Source organism: Pseudomonas sp. GW821-FHT10C09, assembly GCF_059415465.1.
Genome location: NZ_JBWKNG010000015.1, coordinates 33,562 through 52,905, shown reverse-complemented (window position 1 = coordinate 52,905; position 19,344 = coordinate 33,562). Strand labels below are relative to the sequence as shown.

Genomic DNA, 19,344 nt, shown 5'->3' with positions numbered 1-19,344 from the left:
CGATCAACCCTCCACCGGCCACGCCGGCTGCTGCTGGGTGATGCAATGCACCCCGCCGCCGCCATGGGCCAGATGATTGATCCGCACCGGCACCACTTCACGCCCGGGAAACGCTTGGCGCAGCACATCGGCCGCTGCATCGTCGGCGTCGATGCCATAAGCCGGCATGATGATTGCGCCGTTGGCGATGTAGAAATTGGTGTACGACGCGCAGAACACTTGCGCCTCGGTGTCGACGGCATCGGTGGCTTCGTACAACTCGATCATCTCGAACTTGCGCCCATGGGCGTCGGTGGCCAGCTCCAGGGCGCGACGGTTTTCGCGCGCCACTTCGGCATACACCGAGCCTTGATCGTGGGTCGCGTCGACCAACAACACACCCGGACGCGCAAACGCACACACGCCATCGACGTGGCCATCGGTCATGTCACCGGTCACGTAGTCCGGATCACCCGGCAGCCAGATGGTTTTCTTCACGCCCAGCAAGCGCGTGAAGATCTCTTCCATCTCGGACTTGCTCATGCCCGGATTGCGATTGGGATTGAGCAGCACCGATTCGGTGGTGATCAGCGTGCCCTCGCCGTCGACATGAATCGCGCCGCCTTCGTTGCTCAGCGGTGTGCCGAAGCATGGCAAGCCCAGATGATTCAGCGCACGGCGCGCCAGGCTTTCGTCCAGGTCATGCGCCGACTTGCCGCCCCACGCGTTGAAGCGCCAGCTCACACCGGCCATGCCGAGTTGCGGGTGGCAGACAAAGCTTGGGCCGGAGTCGCGGCACCAACTGTCGTTAACCGCCAACGGGATCAGCTCGATGTTGGGCCCGCACAAGGCTTTGGCACTGGCGATGGCAGACGGGTCTACGACCATTTTTACCGGTTCGAAACGGGCAATGGCGTTGGCCACACGGGCGAAATCCTCTTGCACCAGCGGCAGCGTGACGCGCCAGCCCGATTCCCAGAGTGCCTGGTTGTGCGGCCAGACCATCCAGGTCGCGGCATGGCGAGCCCACTCGGCCGGCATCCACCAACCGTTGTTTTGAATTTCCTGCTGCTGCGTGACCTGCTGCATGATAAAAAGCCCTTTTAGTTAAGCCATTGTGTTCAATAAAAACTGCGTTGGCGGTCTTGGCATGCATGCTACGGCTGGAAAAACGGGCGAACAAACGATGGATTTTGCGCAGAAGTGATTAGGAAATCTTATCAATGCTCAAGCACTGGCCCCCACTCAACACCCTTCGCGGCTTCGAAGCCGCCGCTCGTTTGGGCAGTTTTCACAAGGCCGCTGACGAGTTGCACCTCACCCAGTCAGCCATCAGTCAGCAGATCCGCAGCCTTGAGGCGTACCTCGAACAACCGCTGTTCTTTCGCAGCGGTCGCAGCGTCAGCCTGACCGACGCCGGCCATGACCTGCTCAGCACCACACAGGCGTTGCTGCAACAATTGGCGGTTGGCGTTCGCCGTCTCGGGCAGTACCAGAAACCCAATCAGCTGGTGCTCAACACCACGCCGGCGTTCGCCCGACATTGGCTGTTGCCGCGCCTGGGGGACTTCCGCGCTCAGCATCCGGAGGTGGACCTGTGGATCTACAGCACCGATGAAGTGCCGGACATGACCACCCAGACCATCGACATTGCGGTGCGCGACGACATCAGCTCCCAGGCTGAATGCAGCTTCAAAGTGCTGCACGCCGACCGACTGTTCCCGGCGTGCCATCCGAGCCAGTGGGCGCTGCCGAGCGAACGGCGCACCACCCTGCACGGCGAGCGGGAAATGGACTGGAGTCATTGGGCGGTGGAAGCCGGGATTGACGTTGGCCAGCAGGATCAGGGGCTGAATTTCTCTGATCCCGGACTGTTGCTGGACGCTGCGTGCGCGGGGCTGGGTATTGCGTTGGTGAGTCAGCTATTGAGTCAGAAGGCGTGCAGCGATGGGCTGTTGCAGCCGTTGGTGGAGCAAACCATTCGCGGGCCGAATTGGGCGGTGTTGACGCATCGGGACAGTGAGAGCAGCGCACGGGGGTTTAGTGAGTGGTTGGTGCAGCATCTGGAGGCCACCTGGAGGTAGACGCGTAGAAGGTTTATGAAGCAACAACCTTAAACCCCCACAGGGCTGCCATGCCTACTGCCAGTGTCAGGACCGTACTTCGCGTCCTCCAGGCGATCCAGGCCGCCACAATGGCCGCGGGTATCTGAGGGTTGTCGAACACAAACGCACCCTGTCCATGGGGGTACACCACCGCGGGTAAAACCAGAGAGGCCAGCACACTCGGCGGCACGTACACCAAGGCTCGACTCAGCAGCGTGGGAATTCGCCACCGGCCATAAATCTCGACAAACGAAAGACGCATGACAAACGTGCCGATGCCAACCGCGAGAAACATCCCCCACAAAGCCAGATCATTCATTGCGCTTCCCTCTCGACGTCATCAGTTGAAGCCCTGCTCAACGATTTTTTGCGCAAGCTTTCAATCAATAGCCCTGCCATGACTCCGCCGATGGAAGCCGTAACCAACCCAAGGTTGTATGGCAGCTTTATGGCCAACACAGCGATCAGCCCCCCGACCATTGCTGCCCCCAGACTCGCTGCCCCCCGGATGTTTGGAACGAGCAGCGCCAAAAACGAAAGCGGTACGGCAAAACTCAACGACCACGTCTCCGGGATGCTGGCGCCCAGGTACACTCCGGCCAACACCGATAGCTGCCAGGTCAGCCACATGGCAACAGCGGTTCCGGCATAAAAATGGGGGGCAAATCGACCCAGCTCACCGGATGATAATTTCACAGCACACAGTGCGTAGGATTGGTCAGAAAGCATGTACGACACGGGCCATGTCCAACGACGTGGCAAGTGGTGCAGGTAAGGCGCCAACGAAGCGCTGTACATGATAAAGCGCAAGTTGATGATCAAGGCTGTGACAACAACCGCCACGGGCACAGCACCATTTTGCAGAAGCTGGAGTGCAACCAGCTGAGCCGACCCCGAGTAGAAGAGCAAGGTCATCCCCATACTCATGCCTGGCGACATGCCCATCTCGATTGCCATCACCCCGGTCACCAACCCGAAAGGAATGACGCCGGGCGTCAATGGAATCAGCGTTCGCACGCCGTGAATAAAAGCTTCTGTTCCTGTTCGGTACGTCATGTCGTGCCCCTTACCTGACTTAGCGCTTTTCTTTGAACCACAACGGCGGCATCCGACAGAGTGAAATCGATAAAGGATTGCGCCTGCTTTGTTGCAGCAGACCTACGTCCGACCTTGTCATCGACTTGTAAGCCGATTCACGCTTACCATAGGCCCAACTCGTATTACCGCGGCTGCTGAACCCGGTACTCACGAGGAAACGATTATGGAAAGAACCCGCGCCTGGCGACGTGCACAGGCCCGTAAACGCGGCAATGATAAAGCAGTTCGTCCGCTGAAATTCAAGCCGCAAAAGAACTGGAAGCTGATGTACACCCGTGCCGACAAGCTAGTCAGGGCACGCCAACTCGGCATGAGCTATCCCATCCGCACCACCCGCCAATTGTTGGATCAAGAGTGACAAACCTTCTGTTCGTCTGCAGTCGTAACCAATGGCGCAGTCCCACGGCGGAAGCGATCTGGCACCGCCGCCCCGGCTTCAATTCCCGCTCGGCGGGCACGAGCCCGAACGCACGCAAAACCATCAGCCCGGCGGATATTCGCTGGGCCGATGTCATCTTTGTCATGGAACGCAAACACCTGAATCGCCTGCAGGCCGAGTACGCCCGTCTGCTTGAACACAAGCGAATTCACTCTCTGGACATTCCCGACGACTATCGCTACATGGATCCTGAGCTGGTGGACATACTCGAAGACGCCGTGAAGCCCTATCTCCCGGCCTAGGCTTCATGCGCCTCCCCTGCCATCATTCAAGAACTGACACGCCGAGTAGAAAACATGAACCGCCGTAAAAAAATACAACAGCTGTTAAAGGCCCACGCCAAAAAGGCCAGCGCCAAACTGGCGCCGCAAAGCAAGGAAAAATACATCAGCAAGGCTGACCGACTGAAACTGGAGGCCGAAGCCAGTGCAGACTCGGTCGTTACCCCTGAAAGTTGATCTACACGTCTTTAACGCCATCCACCAGCCTCACCCTGTGGCAGTCAGAGGGCTCAAGTTTTTGACCGTTCGATGAGCGAACCTCGACCGGCATCAGCGGCTGGCCCAACGCGTTATCCCGCAGCACAGAACGCGTCTCCTGGGGTTGGAACAGAAAACGTTCGCCCCACTGCCTGATACTGACCACCACCGGAAAGATCTCCCGTCCTTTTTCCGTCAGCACGTACTCCTTGTAGGCGCTGCCATCTGACGCCGGTCGAATGTCGAAGACCCCGACCTCAACCAATGTTTTCAGGCGCGACGCCAGAATGTTTTTGGCCACGCCCAGGCTCTTTTGAAATTCGCTGAATCGGCGAATGTCGTCAAATGCGTCGCGGATGATCATCAGCGACCAGCGATCTCCGATGGCCTCCAGCGTTCTGGCGACCGGGCATTCGCTGCCTTGCGGTGAAGCGTCTTCGACCATTTTTTTTGCCCTTCCCAAATTTTGGCTTTGCTCAGTCTACTCAAAAGACTGGTTGCAATTTGAAACCTGATTCAGCAACAATCGAATCCAGTTTTTAATTGAAACCAGTTTAGCGCCATGGAGGTGTGCATGACAGCAGATGCCGACTTAATCACCAAACGCCTGTCCACGCAGCCTGCGGGGCTTTCTCCGTTTCTCACGTTATTGTTTTCTGTCACCTGCGCGCTGGCCGTCGCCAACGTTTATTTCGCGCAGCCTTTACTCGATTCAATGGCTCAGAGCCTGGGTGTGGCTTCATCCATGATCGGGGTTGTGGTGACCGCTACTCAGGTCGGTTACGCGCTAGGGTTGCTGTTCATCGTCCCGCTGGGCGATTTGGTCAACCGCAAGCGGCTGATTCTTTCGCAAGTATTGCTGTCTGCGGTGGCGCTCGCAGCGGTCGGCGCAGCACAGCAATGGCTGGCCCTGTTGAGTGCCATGGTCGTGATGGGCTTGTTGGCCGTGGTCGTGCAGGTGCTGGTGGCTTATGCCGCCGTGCTGGCAACGCCCTCACAACGCGGGCATGCCGTGGGGACGGTCACCAGTGGCATTGTTCTGGGTATTCTTCTGGCGCGGTTTACCTCTGGCCTGATTGCAGACATCGCGGGCTGGCGCGCCGTGTACTTTGTGTCCTCAGGGTTGATGCTGACCCTCGCGGCGGTGCTGTGGAGAGTGGTGCCGGTCACGGCGTCGCCAAGGCATGAAGAGTCCTACCTGACACTCATCCGTTCCCTGTTCAAACTGTTCATCACCGAACCCGCGTTGCGCGTCAGGGGCCTGTTGGCCCTGCTGATCTTTGCCGCTTTTTCCGTGCTGTGGACGGCCATGGTGCTGCCGTTGAGCGCCCCGCCGCTGTCGCTTTCACACACGGCCATCGGCCTGTTTGGCCTGGCTGGTGTCGCCGGTGCCTTGGCCGCCAGACGAGCCGGTCGCTGGGCCGATCAAGGTCTGGGACAGCGGGTGACCGGCATTTCGCTGGCGCTACTGACGTTGTCCTGGTTGCCCATCACGTTTGCCGAGACGTCGCTGATCGCGCTGGTCTGCGGCGTCGTCCTGCTCGACTTCGCTGTGCAGGCCGTACACGTCACCAACCAGAGCATCATTTTCGCTGCACGACCGGACGCACAGAGTCGGATGGTCGGCGCTTACATGTGCTTCTATTCGGTCGGCAGCGCGTTGGGCGCCGCCGCCGCGACGCAGGTTTATGCGTTATGGGGATGGATGGCCGTCAGTCTGTTGGGCGCCTTGATCAGCGTGACTGCCTGGGTTGTGTGGTTTGTCACGTTGCAGCGGGTTTCGCAGCGTCACTAAAAAACCCGCTGAACGTTAACGACCAGCGGGCTGTTGCGTACTCCGAACGAGTGGTCTTGTTTTTCACAGAGCCATGTCGGCCGGCGCCTTTTCCTTCACTGGCGCGCCCTGCTCTTTTTCAGCCATCGGCGTAGCGACTTGACTGATCTCCGGTGGAGGCATCAGTTGAAGGATCTTGGCGGTATAGGCCCACTCTTCAGCCACTTTCGCCGGATCGTCGTTAAGTTGGGTACCGTAGCTCGGAAGAATCTGGTGCAGTTTCTCCTGCCAGGCGGGCGTCGCGACTTTGTCTTTGAACACCTTCTGCAGCAAGCTCACCATGATCGGTACGGCGGTCGACGCACCTGGAGAGGCCCCCAGCAATCCGGCAATGGTGCCGTCCTGGGACGTAACAATCTCCGTGCCCAGTTTCAGGACACCACCGGCAGCTTCGTCACGCTTGATCACCTGCACGCGCTGGCCTGCTTGCCACAAGTGCCAGTCTTCGGCTTTGGCGTTGGGGAAGTATTCCTTCAAGGCATCGAGTCGATCCTCGTCCGACAGCATCAGTTGGCCAGCCAGGTACTCGACCAGTGGATATTGTTTGATGCCGACGCGAGTCATCGGCCACACATTGTCCATCGTGGTCGTACTCAGCAGGTCCAGAAAGGAGCCCTGCTTGAGAAACTTGGTACTGAAGGTTGCGAATGGCCCGAACAGGATCAGGCGCTTGCCGTCCAGCACGCGGGTATCCAGATGCGGAACCGACATGGGTGGCGCCCCTACCGATGCCTGGCCGTAGGCCTTGGCCAGATGCCGCTCGGTGATGGCCGGGTTTTCTGTCACCAGGAATGAGCCGCCCACTGGAAAGCCTGCATATTCCCTGGCCTCGGGAATACCCGATTTCTGCAACAGCTTCAGCGCGCCACCCCCCGCACCGATGAACAGGAACCTGGCATCAGTAACGGTTTGGCTCCCGTCCTTGAGGTTTTTGTAGCTGACGCGCCAACTACCGTCCTCGTTTCGGGTGATGTCCTGCACTTCGCTTGACAGCTTCAGGGCAAATGTCGGCGAGGTTTGCAGGTAACCGACCAGTTGGCGGGTCACTTCTCCAAAATTGACATCGGTACCATTGGGGTTCCACGTGGCCGCGATTTTTTGCTTCGGATCACGCCCTTCCATCATCAGCGGAACCCACTTTTTGATCACGGCCGGGTCTTCGGAGAACTGCATGCCGCGGAACAACGGACTAGCCTGCAACGCCTCATAACGCTTTTTCAGAAAGCTGGCGTTGGCATCGCCCCAGACGAAGCTCATGTGCGGGGTGGAATTGATGAACGAACGCGGGTTCTTCAACACGCCTTGCCTGACTTGCCACGCCCAGAATTGCCGGGTCAGCTGGAAGCCTTCATTGACTTCAACGGCCTTCGAGATCGTGACTTTTCCGTTCTCGTCTTGCGGTGTGTAATTCAACTCGGCCAGTGCCGAATGGCCTGTACCCGCGTTGTTCCAGCCATTGGAGCTTTCCAGGGCGACACCGTCGAGGCGCTCGACCATCTCCATCGAGAGCCCCGGCTCCAACTCATTGAGCCAGACGCCCAGCGTCGCGCTCATGATGCCGCCACCGATCAGCAGTACATCAACTTTTTTGGCCTCTTCGGCGTGCGAATGCACAGCGCCAAAAGACAGGGTTAAACCGGCAAGTATGTGTCTCAGCTGTTTCGTGTTCATCTTGTGCTTCTCCCGCAGAGTTACGGTCATCCTTACCGATCAGTTAGCTCTATCGTTGGTGATAGGTGGTAAAGACCTGGTGAGAAGCTTCAAGATCAAGCATCACGTGAGTCCAGGAGCTCGATTGGGTTCTATGCTCGGCACCCAATGAAATCAGGGTAACGAGGATTAAAGAGTCCTGTTTGGGTGTTTGCTTTGTTTTTGTGCCAGATTGAATTTAAATCCAGCCAAAAGACAACTGCCTCCTCGGCAGCGGCCTCAAATGGTGGTGTTGACAGGTCCCTGTGGCGAGGGGGCTTGCCCCCGTTGGGCAGCGAAGCGGCCCCAAAAGATGGGCCTGCTGCGCAGTCCAACGGGGGCAAGCCCCCTCGCCACAGGATGTGTGGTTACACGGACGGTTCTATTTTATCCAGCACGCCGTTCGCCGTGATCTCGGCCACCATGATGCTGTTTGAAATGCCCAGCAAGGCGTAGCGTGCCTCCCCCTCTAGATGATCCACCAAGTGATGGACCATCACGTCGATCGAGGCCAACGTCTCGACCAAAAACACGCCCAGGGTTTCGGCGCTGGCTTTCGGGTCCACGGAAAACAGGGTGCTGCGGGTTCGTGGTTTGGCTTTGATGTCGGCGTTCGACGGAAAGTGGAAGTCGAGGGCGCGTTCGGCGGCTTCGTTGAGTTTTTTTGAATCGGGTTCGTACGGGGATGCCGGATCGGCGTCCGGTGGGTTGGGTGTTACTTTGAACATATGCTTGCTTCTCTGATTGAGTGCCAACCCTCCTGCTGCTAAACGAGAGGGAGGCAGCTGTGCGCAGGTTAGCAGACCGGGGAAGCTAGCAAAGCCGGCGCGCCCGAAGGCGCCCTGCGCACAACCACCATCAAGTGCAGGCATGGGAATGCCCGACTGACAAGCGCTTGTGCACCTTGCTTATAACCCCGAGCTGCTAAACCCGACCACTGATGGGCAGTGGCAGGGAAACGATAGAGGCCAGGGCTAGAGCGCACAAGCCGGCGGATTCTGTCTTACCCGTAGGCGATGGCGCAAGGCGTTGTAGCCTCCGAGTGGTAACCGAAGGCTTCATTTAAACGCGGACGACTTTTTTTGTTTAAGCCAGCCTGTCGACTGAACACGCGGCCTACCTGAAACCGGAAAACCTCGCATAAATAACACAAAATAATCCGCGCTACCCAGCACCCGGAATAAGAGCTGCTACGCTTCAAACATTAACTTTCGCGCTTTCCAAATACACTGGCGCACACCCTCTCTGCAGGCTGATGGAACAGCCGAATGATCAGATCCTGCGCCCAAACGAAACCCACTTCGTTGAGCAAAGGAGTGATCATGCCGCCCCGTAAAAACTCGCCCACCGACAAAAAGTCAGGGCAATCGCAAGACGACGGGGAAGAACGGGTCTTTTACTCACGCAAGGAACGTCTGTACGCCGGCGAGCAGTTACGCGAGCGTCTGCCGCACGCCCTTCACGCCGAATGGAAACCCGCGCGCAAACACCGCGACCCCATCGCGCTCCTCGAAGAGTCCAATCGCTATCGACTGCCCAACCTGGTGCCCGTGCGCTACGGGCGCATGCTGGCCAGTCCCTTCACCTTTTTACGCGGTTCTTCCGGGTTGATGGCGCATGACCTGGCGACGACCCCAACCACCGGTTTTCAAGTGCAGGCGTGCGGGGATTGTCACCTGATGAACTTCGGGTTGTTCGCGACACCTGAGCGCAATCTGATCTTCGACATAAATGACTTCGACGAAACCCTCCCCGCCCCTTGGGAATGGGATGTCAAACGCCTGGCGATCAGTTTTGCCGTGGCCGCCCGCGACAACCGCCTCAGCGATAAAGCAGCAAAGGCCAGCGCCGCCGAATGCGTGCGTGCTTACCGCGAGTACCTGCGCAAATTCTCGAAGATGAGCCCGATGGAAGTCTGGTACGACTGCCTGGATGCCCAAGCGATCGTCGACATGGCACCCAATGCCGAGATCAAGAAAATCCGCGAGCAACTAGTCGCCAAGGCCAAGCTGCGTGTTGGCGATTACCTTTATCCCAAAATCAGCGGTGAAGTCGGAGGGCGACGGCGCCTGATCGATCAACCGCCGATTCTGTTTCATGTCTATGAAAAAGGCTTCGTGCGCAACGTCCATCTGGCGCTGCAGGATTATCGGTTGTCGCTGCCCCATGAACGGCGCGTGCTGTTCGATCGTTACCGTCTCGAAGACATTGCCGTCAAAGCAGTCGGCATCGGCAGTGTCGGTACTTATTGTTTCGTCGGCTTGTTCTTTTCCGCAGAAAATCACCCGCTGCTCCTGCAATTCAAGGAAGCCTGCCCCTCGGTACTCGCACCCTATGCCGGCAAGAGCGAGTACGAGAACCAGGGGCAACGTGTCGTCACCGGGCAGCGTCTGATGCAGTCGTCCAGCGACATCTTTCTGGGCTGGACACGCGGCCAGAACGGCCGCTACTACTTTGTGCGTCAGTTGCGAGACATGAAAATGTCAGCGCCCATCGAAGGCATATCCGCCGCTCGATTGAAGATGTACGCCGAGTGGTGCGGTCTGACCCTGGCCCGCGCCCACGCCAAGTCCGGGGATGCGGCGCTCATCAGTGGCTACCTGGGCAAGACAGATTCCTTCGATCAGGCCATCGGAAAATTTGCCATCACCTATGCCGATCAAAACGCAAAAGACCATGCCACGCTGGTGGCCGCCGAGAAATCAGGTCGGATCATTGCGTTGAGAGAAGAAGAGTTATGAGGACGCGTTTGCCGTAGGGCGCGATATTGTGCGTCTGTCACGAATAGCCAAGCGACTGTCGTCGAATGAAAAGCGCCCCCGATTCGGGGGCTTTTTAATGGGAGTCATAAAAAAGCATCTGGCGCTTGAGCCCGTCTGATCGCCCACAAGGCGAACACGATTGCTCCGCCTGAGCCACGAGTGGCCTGGTGCACTCAGCAGAGAATAACAATATGAAAAGCGTGAAAAGTCTTCTGGCTGCTTCACTCCTCATGACACTGGCCATTGATGCGCAGGCCTATGTATCGAGTCAGCAAGCTGCCGAACTGGGCGCCAACCTGACGCTGGTCGGTGCTGAAAAGGCCGGTAATGCCGATGGCTCCATCCCGCCTTATAACGGTGGCCTGACCACTGCCCCCGCCAGTTTCAAGATCGGCGACAGCATGCGCCCCGATCCCTACGCGCACGAGAAACCGCTGCTGGTGATCAATGGCCGCAACGTTGATCAGTACAAGGGCATGCTGACCGCCACCACCATCGAGTTGGCCAAGCGTTACCCCGGTTACCGCATCGACGTGTACCCGACCCACCGCACCGCATCGTTGCCGCAGACGGTGCTGGACAATAGCCGCAAGAACGCCACTGCCGCCCGCTCCCTCAACGGCGGGATTGCCTTCGACAATGTATTGCCCGGTGTGCCGTTCCCGATCCCGCAATCGGGTGCCGAAGCGATGTGGAATTTCCTGCTGCGCTATCAGGGCGTCAACATTCATTCCAAGTACGACTCCTGGAACGTCGACTCGGCGGGCGTGCCAAGCCTGGCCGTCACCGGCGAGGCCTTCGTCTCCTTCCCGATCTACGAGAACCTGTCGAAGCCCATCAACAACTCCGACCTCTACTACCAGCTGAAGCTGTCCTATACCAGCCCTGCGCGGCGCGCTGGTGAATCGATCATGCTCAAGAACGCCACCAACCCGCTGCAGCGTCCCGGCCGTGCCTGGCAGTACATGCCGGCCCAGCGCCGGGTCAAACAGATTTCGATCCTGGCCTACGACACACCGAACCCAGGTACCGCCCGCGCCCTGGAACTGTATGACTGGACGCTGGTGGGCAAGCAAGAAATGATCGTGCCCTACAACACCTACAAACTGACCTACGCGCGGGATGCCAAGTCGCTGACCACCCCCAATTACCTGTCCCCGGACTTCGTGCGTTGGGAGAAACATCGGGTCTACGTGGTGGAAGGCAACCTCAAGCCCGGCGCCAGTCACATCTACCAGAAGCGCCGTTTTTACCTGGATGAAGACACCTGGGCCGCTGTCGCCTCCGATCAATACGACACGAGTGGCAAGCTGTACCGTGGCTCCTTCGCGTTCCTCAGCCAGAGCTATGACGAGCAGGTGCCGGATGCCACGCCGTTCATGACGTACGACCTGTCGCGCGGCACCTACAACATCAATGGCGTGGTGGGCCCGCATGGCGGGATTCGGTATATCGAACCGCTGTCGACGGCGCAGTGGGTACCGGAGTCGATGGCGGGCGCGGGTATTCGTTAATTGGCGGGGGTTTCAGGGAGCGATTGTCGAGTCATCTGCAAGCGCCAGGCTGGATGACCTCATCAGCGAACTCGCCAACAACGCCTCCAACCCCATCGGCTTGGCGAAGTAGTAACCCTGGGCCTGCCCGGCGCCTATTTCGCGCAGCAGGTCCAGGGTCGCTTCATCCTCGACACCTTCGGCGACCACACTCAGGTCCAGCGATTCGGCCATCCGCACAATCGCCCGGACGATGGCGCGGCTGCGTGCACTGGTGGTGAGTTCGAGGATGAACGATTTGTCGATCTTCAAACCGCTGAAACGGTATTGATGCACATAGCTCAGGGATGAAAACCCTGCGCCGAAGTCATCGAGTACCACCGACATGCCGTTGTCGGCCAATTGCTGCATGGTCAGGCGGGCGATGGCCGGCTCAGCCACCAGTGCGCCTTCGGTCAATTCCAGACAGATCCGCGAGGGCGCGACTCCGTGCCGCGCCAACAGGGCAAGCACTTCACTGGCGAAGTCCGGACGCGTCATGCTGTAGCTGGAGCAATTGACGTGCACCGCAGGCCAATCGGCATGTTCGGGCTGTGCAAGGATCACCGCAACACTGGTGAGCATGTACAGGTCCAGTCGACCGATCAGGCGCAACCCCTCGACATCCGGCAAAAATTCGCCCGGCGCGATCACCCGGCCGCCCGGCTGATGCCAGCGCACCAGCGCTTCAAGGGCGACCAGTTCGCCGGTTTCAACGCTGACAATCGGCTGGAAATACGGCAGCAGTTCGTCAGTGCGTTTCAGCGCGTTGCGCAAGGCCCCTTCCCGCTCGACCTGGTCCGAGACTTCACGGCGCACTTCCTGATTGAACACCGCGTAGCTGTCACGCCCGGCGCTCTTGACCCGGTACATCGCCGCATCGGCGTCGCGCAGCAAGTCGGCCGGCTCGTGATGGAACTGACTGTCGGCGCTGACGATACCGATGCTGCAGGACGAAAACACTTCATGGCCATTGATGAAAAACGGCAGGTCGAACGCCACCAGAATCCGTTCGGCGATTTCGATTACCACCTCCAGCGAGGCCTCAGGCGCCAGCACCGAAAACTCATCGCCCCCCAGGCGCGCCAGCATGTCGGTTTCGCGCAGGCAACCGCGCAGACGCTGGGCGGCCTGCATCAATAGCAAGTCGCCGAAGTGGTGGCCAAGGCTGTCGTTGACCATTTTGAAACGGTCGAGGTCGATGAACATCACCGCCAGGTGTCCTCCTGCGCTGCCGAACTCCGACCACGCCTGGCTGAGGCGCTGTTGCAGGTAGGTACGATTCGGCAGCCCGGTCAGCGCATCGTGGGAGTTTTCGTGTTGCAACTTGGCATTGGCGTGATCGAGCTCGCGGGTGCGGTTCTGCACCCGGGCCTCCAGTTTGAGGTTGGCGGCATGGATCGCCTCGGCGGCCGTGCGGCGTGACAACGCGGTGTCGATGTGCCGCGACACGAACGTCAGCAGTTCCTGGTCCCGCAGGGTATAGCGCACCTGCGAGGTGTAGCTCTGCACCGCCAGTACGCCGCGCACCACATCGCCATCGAACAACGGAATGCCCAGCCACGAGTAAGACCTCACAGACTGATTGGCCAGCTCGATTTCACCGTTCGCCGCCAATCGTTCAGCTTCGCCGACGTTGATCAGGCAAGGTCGGCGCTGACGGATAACGTACTCGGTCAAGCCCCGGCAGCCACGGCGTGCCGGTGGGCAGATGGTCTGGCGCTCATCGACGTAATACGGAAAGGTCACTTCACTGATCGCGTCATCAAACAGCGCGATATAGAAGTTTCGCGCGAACAACAGATCACCGACGATGCCATGCAAGGTTTGAAACAGCTCAGCCATGTCGCCGGGCTGGCTCGACAGTTCGGCAATCTGGAACAGCGCGCTTTGCAGATGCTCGGCGCGCTGTCGGTCGGCCACTTCCTGCCGCAACGCGTCGTTGACGGCCGATAGCTCCAGGGTGCGCCGCATCACCGTCTCTTCCAGGTCTTCGCGGTGCAGAATCCGGTCCAACGCCATGGCCACGTGGCGGGCCACCACCAGAAACAGTGCGCGATCTTCTGCGCTGTAGGTTCGGGAAACGTCGTAGACCTGCATGGCCAGCATGCCAAAGACGTCGTCCGAGGCGTTTTTCAACGGTGCGCCCATCCAGAACTCGGGACGATCACCTACGCAGTAAAAACGGTTCTCGGCCTGCGCCGCAAGAATGCCGGCGGCGTCGATCAGCAACGGCTGGCCAGTGGTCAATACCTGGCCGGTCAGCGACAGGTGCGAAGGGTCGAGGTATTCATAGTGCTGTGACTCCACGGCATCCACGTCGATGATGTCGACGTAATACGGGTAGTCGATCTTGCCGGTGTGCGGGTCATACAGCGCGAGATAGAAGTTCTCGGCGTCGATCAGGCTGGCCAGCAGCTGGTGAACCCCCACCAGAAACACCGAGCGGTCGCGGGTCGAACTGGCCAGGTAGGTAATTTCATACAGCACACGCTGAGTGATCTGCGCGCGGGCCAGGGTATTGGTCTGCACCTGAATGCCCAGGCGCTGGGCAAAATCGGCGAGCGCCGGTTCCGCGGATTCGTTCAAGGGGGCGAGTAACCAGCCCAATACGCTTTCGCCTTTACCGGTCGGCCAGCGGTGCAAGCGCTGGATCTGGCAAAAGGCGTCGAAGTCTTCATTCGCCACGCTCGACGGCCACTGCACCTGCGGGTCGCCCTGCCCGACCAGATGCATTTGTTCACCGGCGCGGTAAACCGCCCACGCGGTGGTGTGCGCCCAGTGGCGCGCCGGGTTCAGCAATTGCTCGATGGTGTCCTTGTTGCCAGCGTAGGTCATGCCGACCGTATCCAGATGTCCATTCATTTGAGATGCGACAACGTCGCAATCGTTCGATTGCCGCGGGGCGTCGGTCAATGGACGAACACTCATCAGCGCTCCCTGAGCCAGTAACTGGCGATACTCACTTTCTGATTGCTGGCAATGTGCCGGTTATCTTCCCGTTTAAAGCTAATGGGAGTTTTTTTCAATCGTTTTATTTTTTGATCACTCTAAATGGACGACCTGCTCACACCAGCAGCTCAGTAATCCACCGGGCCTGCCGGGCGACGTCTTGCAGTTTGTCCTCGGGTACGGCCTGCCGCGCACGGGCGAACTGGGTCAACGTCTTCTGTTTCTCGCGCAGCACACGCTGCCACTTGGCCAGGAATTCCGGGTTGCGTGCCTGCATCTGCAGCGGGCCGAAGTACAGCTCCTCGGCGGTGTACAGCACCGGGCCGGCGCGCTCGGCAACGATGATTTCGTAGTCGAAGCGATTTTCCCGCAGCAGTTCCTCGCAGAGAATGCGGTAGCCATTTTCCATCAACCATTGGCGCAGTGGCTGCTCGCCGCCGTTGGGTTGCAGGATCAAGCGTTCCTGCCCGCTCAGGCGCGCCTTGCCGCTGTCGAGAATGTCGCGAATCGTCTCGCCGCCCATGCCGCAAATACTGATCGCGGTGATCCCGTCGCCCGGCTCGATCGCCGCCAGCCCGTTGGCCAGGCGCACGGTGATCCGCGCGTCAAGGTCACTCTCGCGCACGGTGCGTTCGGCCGCATGGAACGGCGTCAACGCCACTTCACCAGCGACTGCCGCCGCGATGGCGCCACGGCGCATCAACGCGACCGGCAAGTAGCCGTGATCCGAGCCGATATCGGCCAGTCGCGCGCCGGCGGGCACATGGGCCGCCACGCGTTCCAGGCGCATGGACAATGTCTGTTCGTTCAACTGTAGATCCCTTTACCACGAATGTCCGGCACCGTTGGCCGGATCGGGACGCGATTGTGTCGGGCAACGCCGCGCTTTACAAATTCCGGCGACCGGGGCCATGGTTTGGCCCGCCATGGCCCCGGCGAACGTCTTTGGTTAAACCGCAAATCTCGCCACCAGACCGTTGAGTGAAACGGCCAGGCGCGACAGTTCCTGGCTGGCAGCGCTGGTTTGAGTGGCGCCGGCGGAGGTCTGCGACGCCAGCTCGCGAATGTTGGCGAGGTTGCCATCCACTTCCCGGGCGACTTGCGCCTGCTGCTCGGCCGCACTGGCGATCACCAGGTTGCGCTCATTGATCTGTGTGAACGACGAAGCAATCTGATCCAGGGCCTGCCCCGCCGCCTGAGCCACTTCCAGGGTGTCGCGAGCGCGGGTATTGCTGCCTTGCATCGCATTGACCGCCTGCACTGTCCCTTGCTCGATGGCGGTGACCAGCTGTTCGATTTCCTGGGTCGAGCGCTGAGTGCGATGCGCCAGGCTGCGCACTTCATCGGCGACCACCGCAAAACCGCGACCGGCTTCCCCTGCCCTGGCCGCTTCGATGGCGGCGTTGAGCGCCAGTAGATTGGTTTGCTCGGCCACCGTGCGAATGACATCGACGACCTGGCTGATATCGCGTACCCGGCCCGCCAGGTTTTCAACCTCGCCGGCCGTGGCCGTGACGCCGCTGGCCAGTTCGACAATCGCGTCGACGGTCCGCAACACCTGCTGCCGGCCTTGCTGCGCGGTCAGGTCCGACGCCCGGGTGGCATCGGCCGTGGAGCTCGCATTGCGGGCGACGTCTTCCGCGGCACTGGTCATTTCGTTGATCGCCGTGGCCGCCTGCTCGATCTCGCCACTTTGCTGGTGCAGCCCACGGCTGGCGTCTTCGGTCACGGCGCTCAACTCTTCGGCCGCCGACGCCAGTTGGTTGGACGACTCGGCAATGGCCATGATGGTGTCGCGCAGATTGCCCTGCATGGTGACCAATGCCGTCATCAATCGCGCGGGTTCGTCAGAGCCGATCACCACGGTGCGGGTGGTGAGGTCGCCGGTCGCCACCGTTTCGGCCAGCCGAACCGATTGCAGCAGCGGCAGGACGATGCTGCGGATCAAGCCGACGGCCACGACGCATGACGCCAGCGCGACGATCAACAGCACCGCGAAAACGCCACTGCGCGCACTGTTGAAGACGTCGACACTGTGGGCGGCAGCGCCACTGGCGCCACGGTTGTTGAATTCGACCAGGTCGGTGAGGGTCTTGCTCAACGCATCCGCACGCGGGTTCATCTCACCATTGATCACGTCCCGCGCTTCGTCGAGTTGATCCTTGCGCGACAAGTCGATCACTTTGGCCTGTAGCGACATGTAGGCCGTTGCGGCAGCTTTGAAGCGCTCGAACATCGCCCGGTCTTCATCGACGAGAATGGTTTTTTCGTACTGCCCCATCGCTTTTCGGGTTTCGGCCTTGAGCGCGTCGATCTTGCTGTAGTTCTGCTCAAGGGTCTGCGGGTCGCGACTGATCATGACGCGCAGGGTCAGCGCACGGATACGCTGAACGTTTTGCGCGCCTTGACTCAAAGCCATCACCCCGGGTAGCCAATCCTCACTGATTTGCCGGGTGCTTTCACGCATGTCGTCCAGTTTGGATAACGCAAAGATCCCCATCCCGGCAGTCAACACGGCAACCAGGGCGAAACCAATCGAGGCACGCCACGCGATACTTATATTCCTGAGCATATTTTTCTTCTTGTCTGGTCGTCGAGCAGTGGGGTTAAAGCGCCGGCACATCACGACCGGGCTAAATTGCAGGCGACCTTATCTACGCGAGTGCTTTGTGGCCGAGCATTCATTCGACGACAATTTCTTTTCATTTCATGACAGATTCGCAGCATTAATTGGGGGTCATGCCGGGTGTGAATTTAGGTAGATCGCGGGTTCCGGAGGGCGAGGACTTCGTCCTCGAACGCAGCCTCGCAGGCTCGTCAGCTGCTACAGATGCGGGGGCGTCGGGAAGGTTTTAACTCGCCTGCTATGCTGCATCCACCGTTCATTGACTCAGGTCTGAATCGTGGACGGTCGAATCCTGATAATGATTTTTCATATTTTTAGGCAGGCTCTGAATGACTCCACAGATCTTCCAGATTCACGGCCTCGTGAGTTTTACCCTCGCCATCCTCCTGCTTTTCCTTGGCAAAACCCTTGTCCAGCGCAACGCTTTGCTGCGCCAATACTGTATTCCCGAGTCGGTGGTCGGCGGCTTTGTCTGTGCGGCGGTGACGACCCTGTTTTATTTCGGCCTGAACATCGAGATCGAATTTGATCTGGATGTTCGCGACACCCTGTTGCTGTATTTCTTTGCCGGCATTGGCTTGAACTCGGACATGCGCCAACTGCTCAAGGGTGGCGTCCCGCTGCTGATCCTGCTGGTGCTCGCGGGCGTGTTCATCGTCCTGCAAAACGCGCTGGGCATGGGTATGGCCGAGGCGTTTGGACTCGATCCCAAGGCGGGGTTGATGGTGGGGTCTATCTCCCTGACGGGGGGCGCGGGCACGACCCTGGCCTGGGCGCCGCTGTTCGTCGACAAACTGGGCATCACTAACGCGCATGAACTGGGCATGGCCAGTAACACCGTCGGCCTGATTGCCGCTTGCGTAATTGGCGGCCCGATCGCCAACCGACTGATACGTCGTCATCAACTGACGACTTCCGGGGATGGGACGCTGGAAGTCGGCGTCCTTGAACAACAACCCCACCAGTCAATGGACTACTACGATGTGCTCTGGGCCTGGATGTGGCTCAACCTGACCCTGATGCTCGGCTACGGACTCAACCTGCTGCTGGTCGATGCCGGCATCACCCTGCCCAAGTTCGTCAGTTGCCTGTTCGCGGGTATCGTCATTCACCACATCGTTCTCGCGGTGATGGATGAACAACGGCTGAAATCCTGGGGCGGCGCCCGTCTGGGCCTGTCGCTGATTTCGGATATCTGCCTGGGCATGTTTCTGACCATGGCGCTGATGGGGCTTCAGTTATGGCAGCTCAGCGGCGCGTTGCTGTTCATTCTGTGCGCCTTGAGCCTGCAAATCCTGCTGACGGTGCTCTACACGTATTTCGTGGTGTTCCGCTGTATGGGCCGTAATTACGAAGCCAGCGTGATTGCATCCGGGTTCGGCGGGATTGCCCTCGGGTCCACGGCGACGGCCATCGTCAACATGACGACGGTGACGCAAAAATACGGCGCGGCACATCAGGCCTTCCTGATTGTGCCGCTGGTGTGTGGCTTTTTCATTGACCTGGTCAATGCCGTGATCATTGGCCTGTTCAGCGGTATCTAGCGGCAGGCCCTGTTCACGGCGATAGGGATCAGGTCATCAATATTTGATGTCCCGGGCAGTGCGGCGCGTGTCCTGTTTGGTGCTGCGCTTGTCCTGGCGGCATTGTGCGTTGCTTTTCTCACTGGCCTGTCTGCAATCAACCTTGGTTTGCCGTGCATCCGAGCGCCCGGTCTGCCGCGTATCCCGCGCTTCACGCCGCTGCTCTCCCTGCTCGGTCGCGTGAGCCGTTACCGACACTGATTGCACACCCACGGCGACGACCAATGTCGCCAGAGCGATCATGCTGTATTTGCCAATCATGATAT

Annotated in this window: 18 protein-coding genes; 8 read left to right on the top strand and 10 right to left on the bottom strand. The window is 59.3% G+C overall.

The window, feature by feature from the left end:
- Positions 1-3: 3 nt before the first annotated feature.
- Entirely contained in the window at positions 4-1,068 is a 1,065-nt protein-coding gene (locus AC07N8_RS17015) for an agmatine deiminase family protein (RefSeq protein WP_493144930.1), read from the bottom strand.
- 134 nt (positions 1,069-1,202) lie between these two features.
- Here AC07N8_RS17015 and AC07N8_RS17010 point away from each other — a divergent pair, with 134 nt between their 5' ends.
- Positions 1,203-2,063, top strand: coding sequence for a LysR family transcriptional regulator (locus AC07N8_RS17010; protein ID WP_483843268.1), 861 nt, complete (start codon positions 1,203-1,205; stop codon positions 2,061-2,063).
- A gap of 13 nt (positions 2,064-2,076) precedes the next feature.
- Here the strand turns inward: AC07N8_RS17010 and AC07N8_RS17005 are convergent, their stop codons facing one another.
- Both AC07N8_RS17005 and AC07N8_RS17000 read right to left on the bottom strand, forming a co-directional pair.
- Positions 2,077-2,403: an AzlD domain-containing protein gene (locus AC07N8_RS17005; protein WP_493144928.1), complete on the bottom strand. Its 327-nt coding sequence runs from the start codon at positions 2,401-2,403 to the stop codon at positions 2,077-2,079.
- On the bottom strand, positions 2,400-3,140 hold the full coding sequence (locus tag AC07N8_RS17000) for an AzlC family ABC transporter permease (RefSeq protein ID WP_493144926.1): 741 nt from the start codon (positions 3,138-3,140) through the stop codon (positions 2,400-2,402). Before AC07N8_RS17000 ends, AC07N8_RS17005 begins: the two co-directional genes overlap by 4 nt.
- A gap of 205 nt (positions 3,141-3,345) precedes the next feature.
- Between AC07N8_RS17000 and AC07N8_RS16995 the strand changes: the two genes are divergently transcribed.
- Genes AC07N8_RS16995 through AC07N8_RS16985 form a run of 3 tightly spaced genes read left to right on the top strand, consistent with a single transcriptional unit; the run spans position 3,346 to position 4,079 of the window.
- The gene (locus AC07N8_RS16995) at positions 3,346-3,540 is read left to right on the top strand and encodes a hypothetical protein (RefSeq protein WP_483843265.1); all 195 of its coding nucleotides are present in this window, start codon (positions 3,346-3,348) and stop codon (positions 3,538-3,540) included.
- Complete coding sequence (locus AC07N8_RS16990; RefSeq protein WP_493144924.1) at positions 3,537-3,863, top strand: low molecular weight protein tyrosine phosphatase family protein; 327 nt, start codon at positions 3,537-3,539, stop codon at positions 3,861-3,863. Before AC07N8_RS16995 ends, AC07N8_RS16990 begins: the two co-directional genes overlap by 4 nt.
- 54 nt (positions 3,864-3,917) lie before the next feature.
- Positions 3,918-4,079, top strand: coding sequence for a DUF2986 domain-containing protein (locus AC07N8_RS16985; protein ID WP_483843263.1), 162 nt, complete (start codon positions 3,918-3,920; stop codon positions 4,077-4,079).
- Between the two features lies 1 nt (position 4,080).
- On the opposite strand, the gene AC07N8_RS16980 is transcribed toward AC07N8_RS16985, so the two are convergent.
- A complete protein-coding gene (locus AC07N8_RS16980; protein ID WP_483843262.1) occupies positions 4,081-4,545 on the bottom strand; it encodes a winged helix-turn-helix transcriptional regulator in 465 nt (154 codons plus the stop codon).
- A 129-nt stretch (positions 4,546-4,674) separates the two neighbouring features.
- On the opposite strand from AC07N8_RS16980, the gene AC07N8_RS16975 reads away from it, so the two are divergent.
- On the top strand, positions 4,675-5,895 hold the full coding sequence (locus AC07N8_RS16975; protein ID WP_493144921.1) for an MFS transporter: 1,221 nt from the start codon (positions 4,675-4,677) through the stop codon (positions 5,893-5,895).
- A gap of 63 nt (positions 5,896-5,958) precedes the next feature.
- Here AC07N8_RS16975 and mqo read toward each other — a convergent pair whose 3' ends face one another.
- Positions 5,959-7,605 (bottom strand): malate dehydrogenase (quinone), encoded by a 1,647-nt coding sequence (gene mqo, locus AC07N8_RS16970; RefSeq protein WP_493144920.1) that lies wholly within the window; start codon positions 7,603-7,605, stop codon positions 5,959-5,961.
- Between the two features lie 386 nt (positions 7,606-7,991).
- Positions 7,992-8,351, bottom strand: a complete 360-nt coding sequence (locus tag AC07N8_RS16965; protein WP_493144918.1) for a DUF6124 family protein — start codon at positions 8,349-8,351, stop codon at positions 7,992-7,994.
- 837 nt (positions 8,352-9,188) lie between these two features.
- Between AC07N8_RS16965 and AC07N8_RS16960 the strand changes: the two genes are divergently transcribed.
- Both AC07N8_RS16960 and AC07N8_RS16955 read left to right on the top strand, forming a co-directional pair.
- Entirely contained in the window at positions 9,189-10,364 is a 1,176-nt protein-coding gene (locus tag AC07N8_RS16960) for a DUF2252 domain-containing protein (protein WP_493145105.1), read from the top strand.
- A 212-nt stretch (positions 10,365-10,576) separates the two neighbouring features.
- Positions 10,577-11,899 carry a DUF1329 domain-containing protein gene (locus tag AC07N8_RS16955; RefSeq protein ID WP_493144917.1) on the top strand — a complete coding sequence of 441 codons (1,323 nt, stop codon included), beginning with the start codon at positions 10,577-10,579 and terminating at the stop codon, positions 11,897-11,899.
- Between the two features lie 12 nt (positions 11,900-11,911).
- Here the strand turns inward: AC07N8_RS16955 and AC07N8_RS16950 are convergent, their stop codons facing one another.
- The 3 genes from AC07N8_RS16950 to AC07N8_RS16940 form a co-directional block, all read right to left on the bottom strand.
- Entirely contained in the window at positions 11,912-14,848 is a 2,937-nt protein-coding gene (locus AC07N8_RS16950) for a sensor domain-containing phosphodiesterase (protein WP_493144915.1), read from the bottom strand.
- 136 nt (positions 14,849-14,984) lie between these two features.
- A complete protein-coding gene (locus AC07N8_RS16945; protein ID WP_483843257.1) occupies positions 14,985-15,680 on the bottom strand; it encodes a tRNA (adenine(22)-N(1))-methyltransferase in 696 nt (231 codons plus the stop codon).
- Positions 15,681-15,818: 138 nt separating this feature from the next.
- Positions 15,819-17,441, bottom strand: coding sequence for a methyl-accepting chemotaxis protein (locus AC07N8_RS16940; RefSeq protein WP_493144912.1), 1,623 nt, complete (start codon positions 17,439-17,441; stop codon positions 15,819-15,821).
- A gap of 383 nt (positions 17,442-17,824) precedes the next feature.
- Between AC07N8_RS16940 and gltS the strand changes: the two genes are divergently transcribed.
- Positions 17,825-19,039, top strand: a complete 1,215-nt coding sequence (gene gltS / locus AC07N8_RS16935) for a sodium/glutamate symporter (protein ID WP_493144910.1) — start codon at positions 17,825-17,827, stop codon at positions 19,037-19,039.
- Between the two features lie 36 nt (positions 19,040-19,075).
- On the opposite strand, the gene AC07N8_RS16930 is transcribed toward gltS, so the two are convergent.
- Entirely contained in the window at positions 19,076-19,339 is a 264-nt protein-coding gene (locus AC07N8_RS16930; protein WP_493144908.1) for a hypothetical protein, read from the bottom strand.
- Positions 19,340-19,344 lie beyond the last annotated feature (5 nt).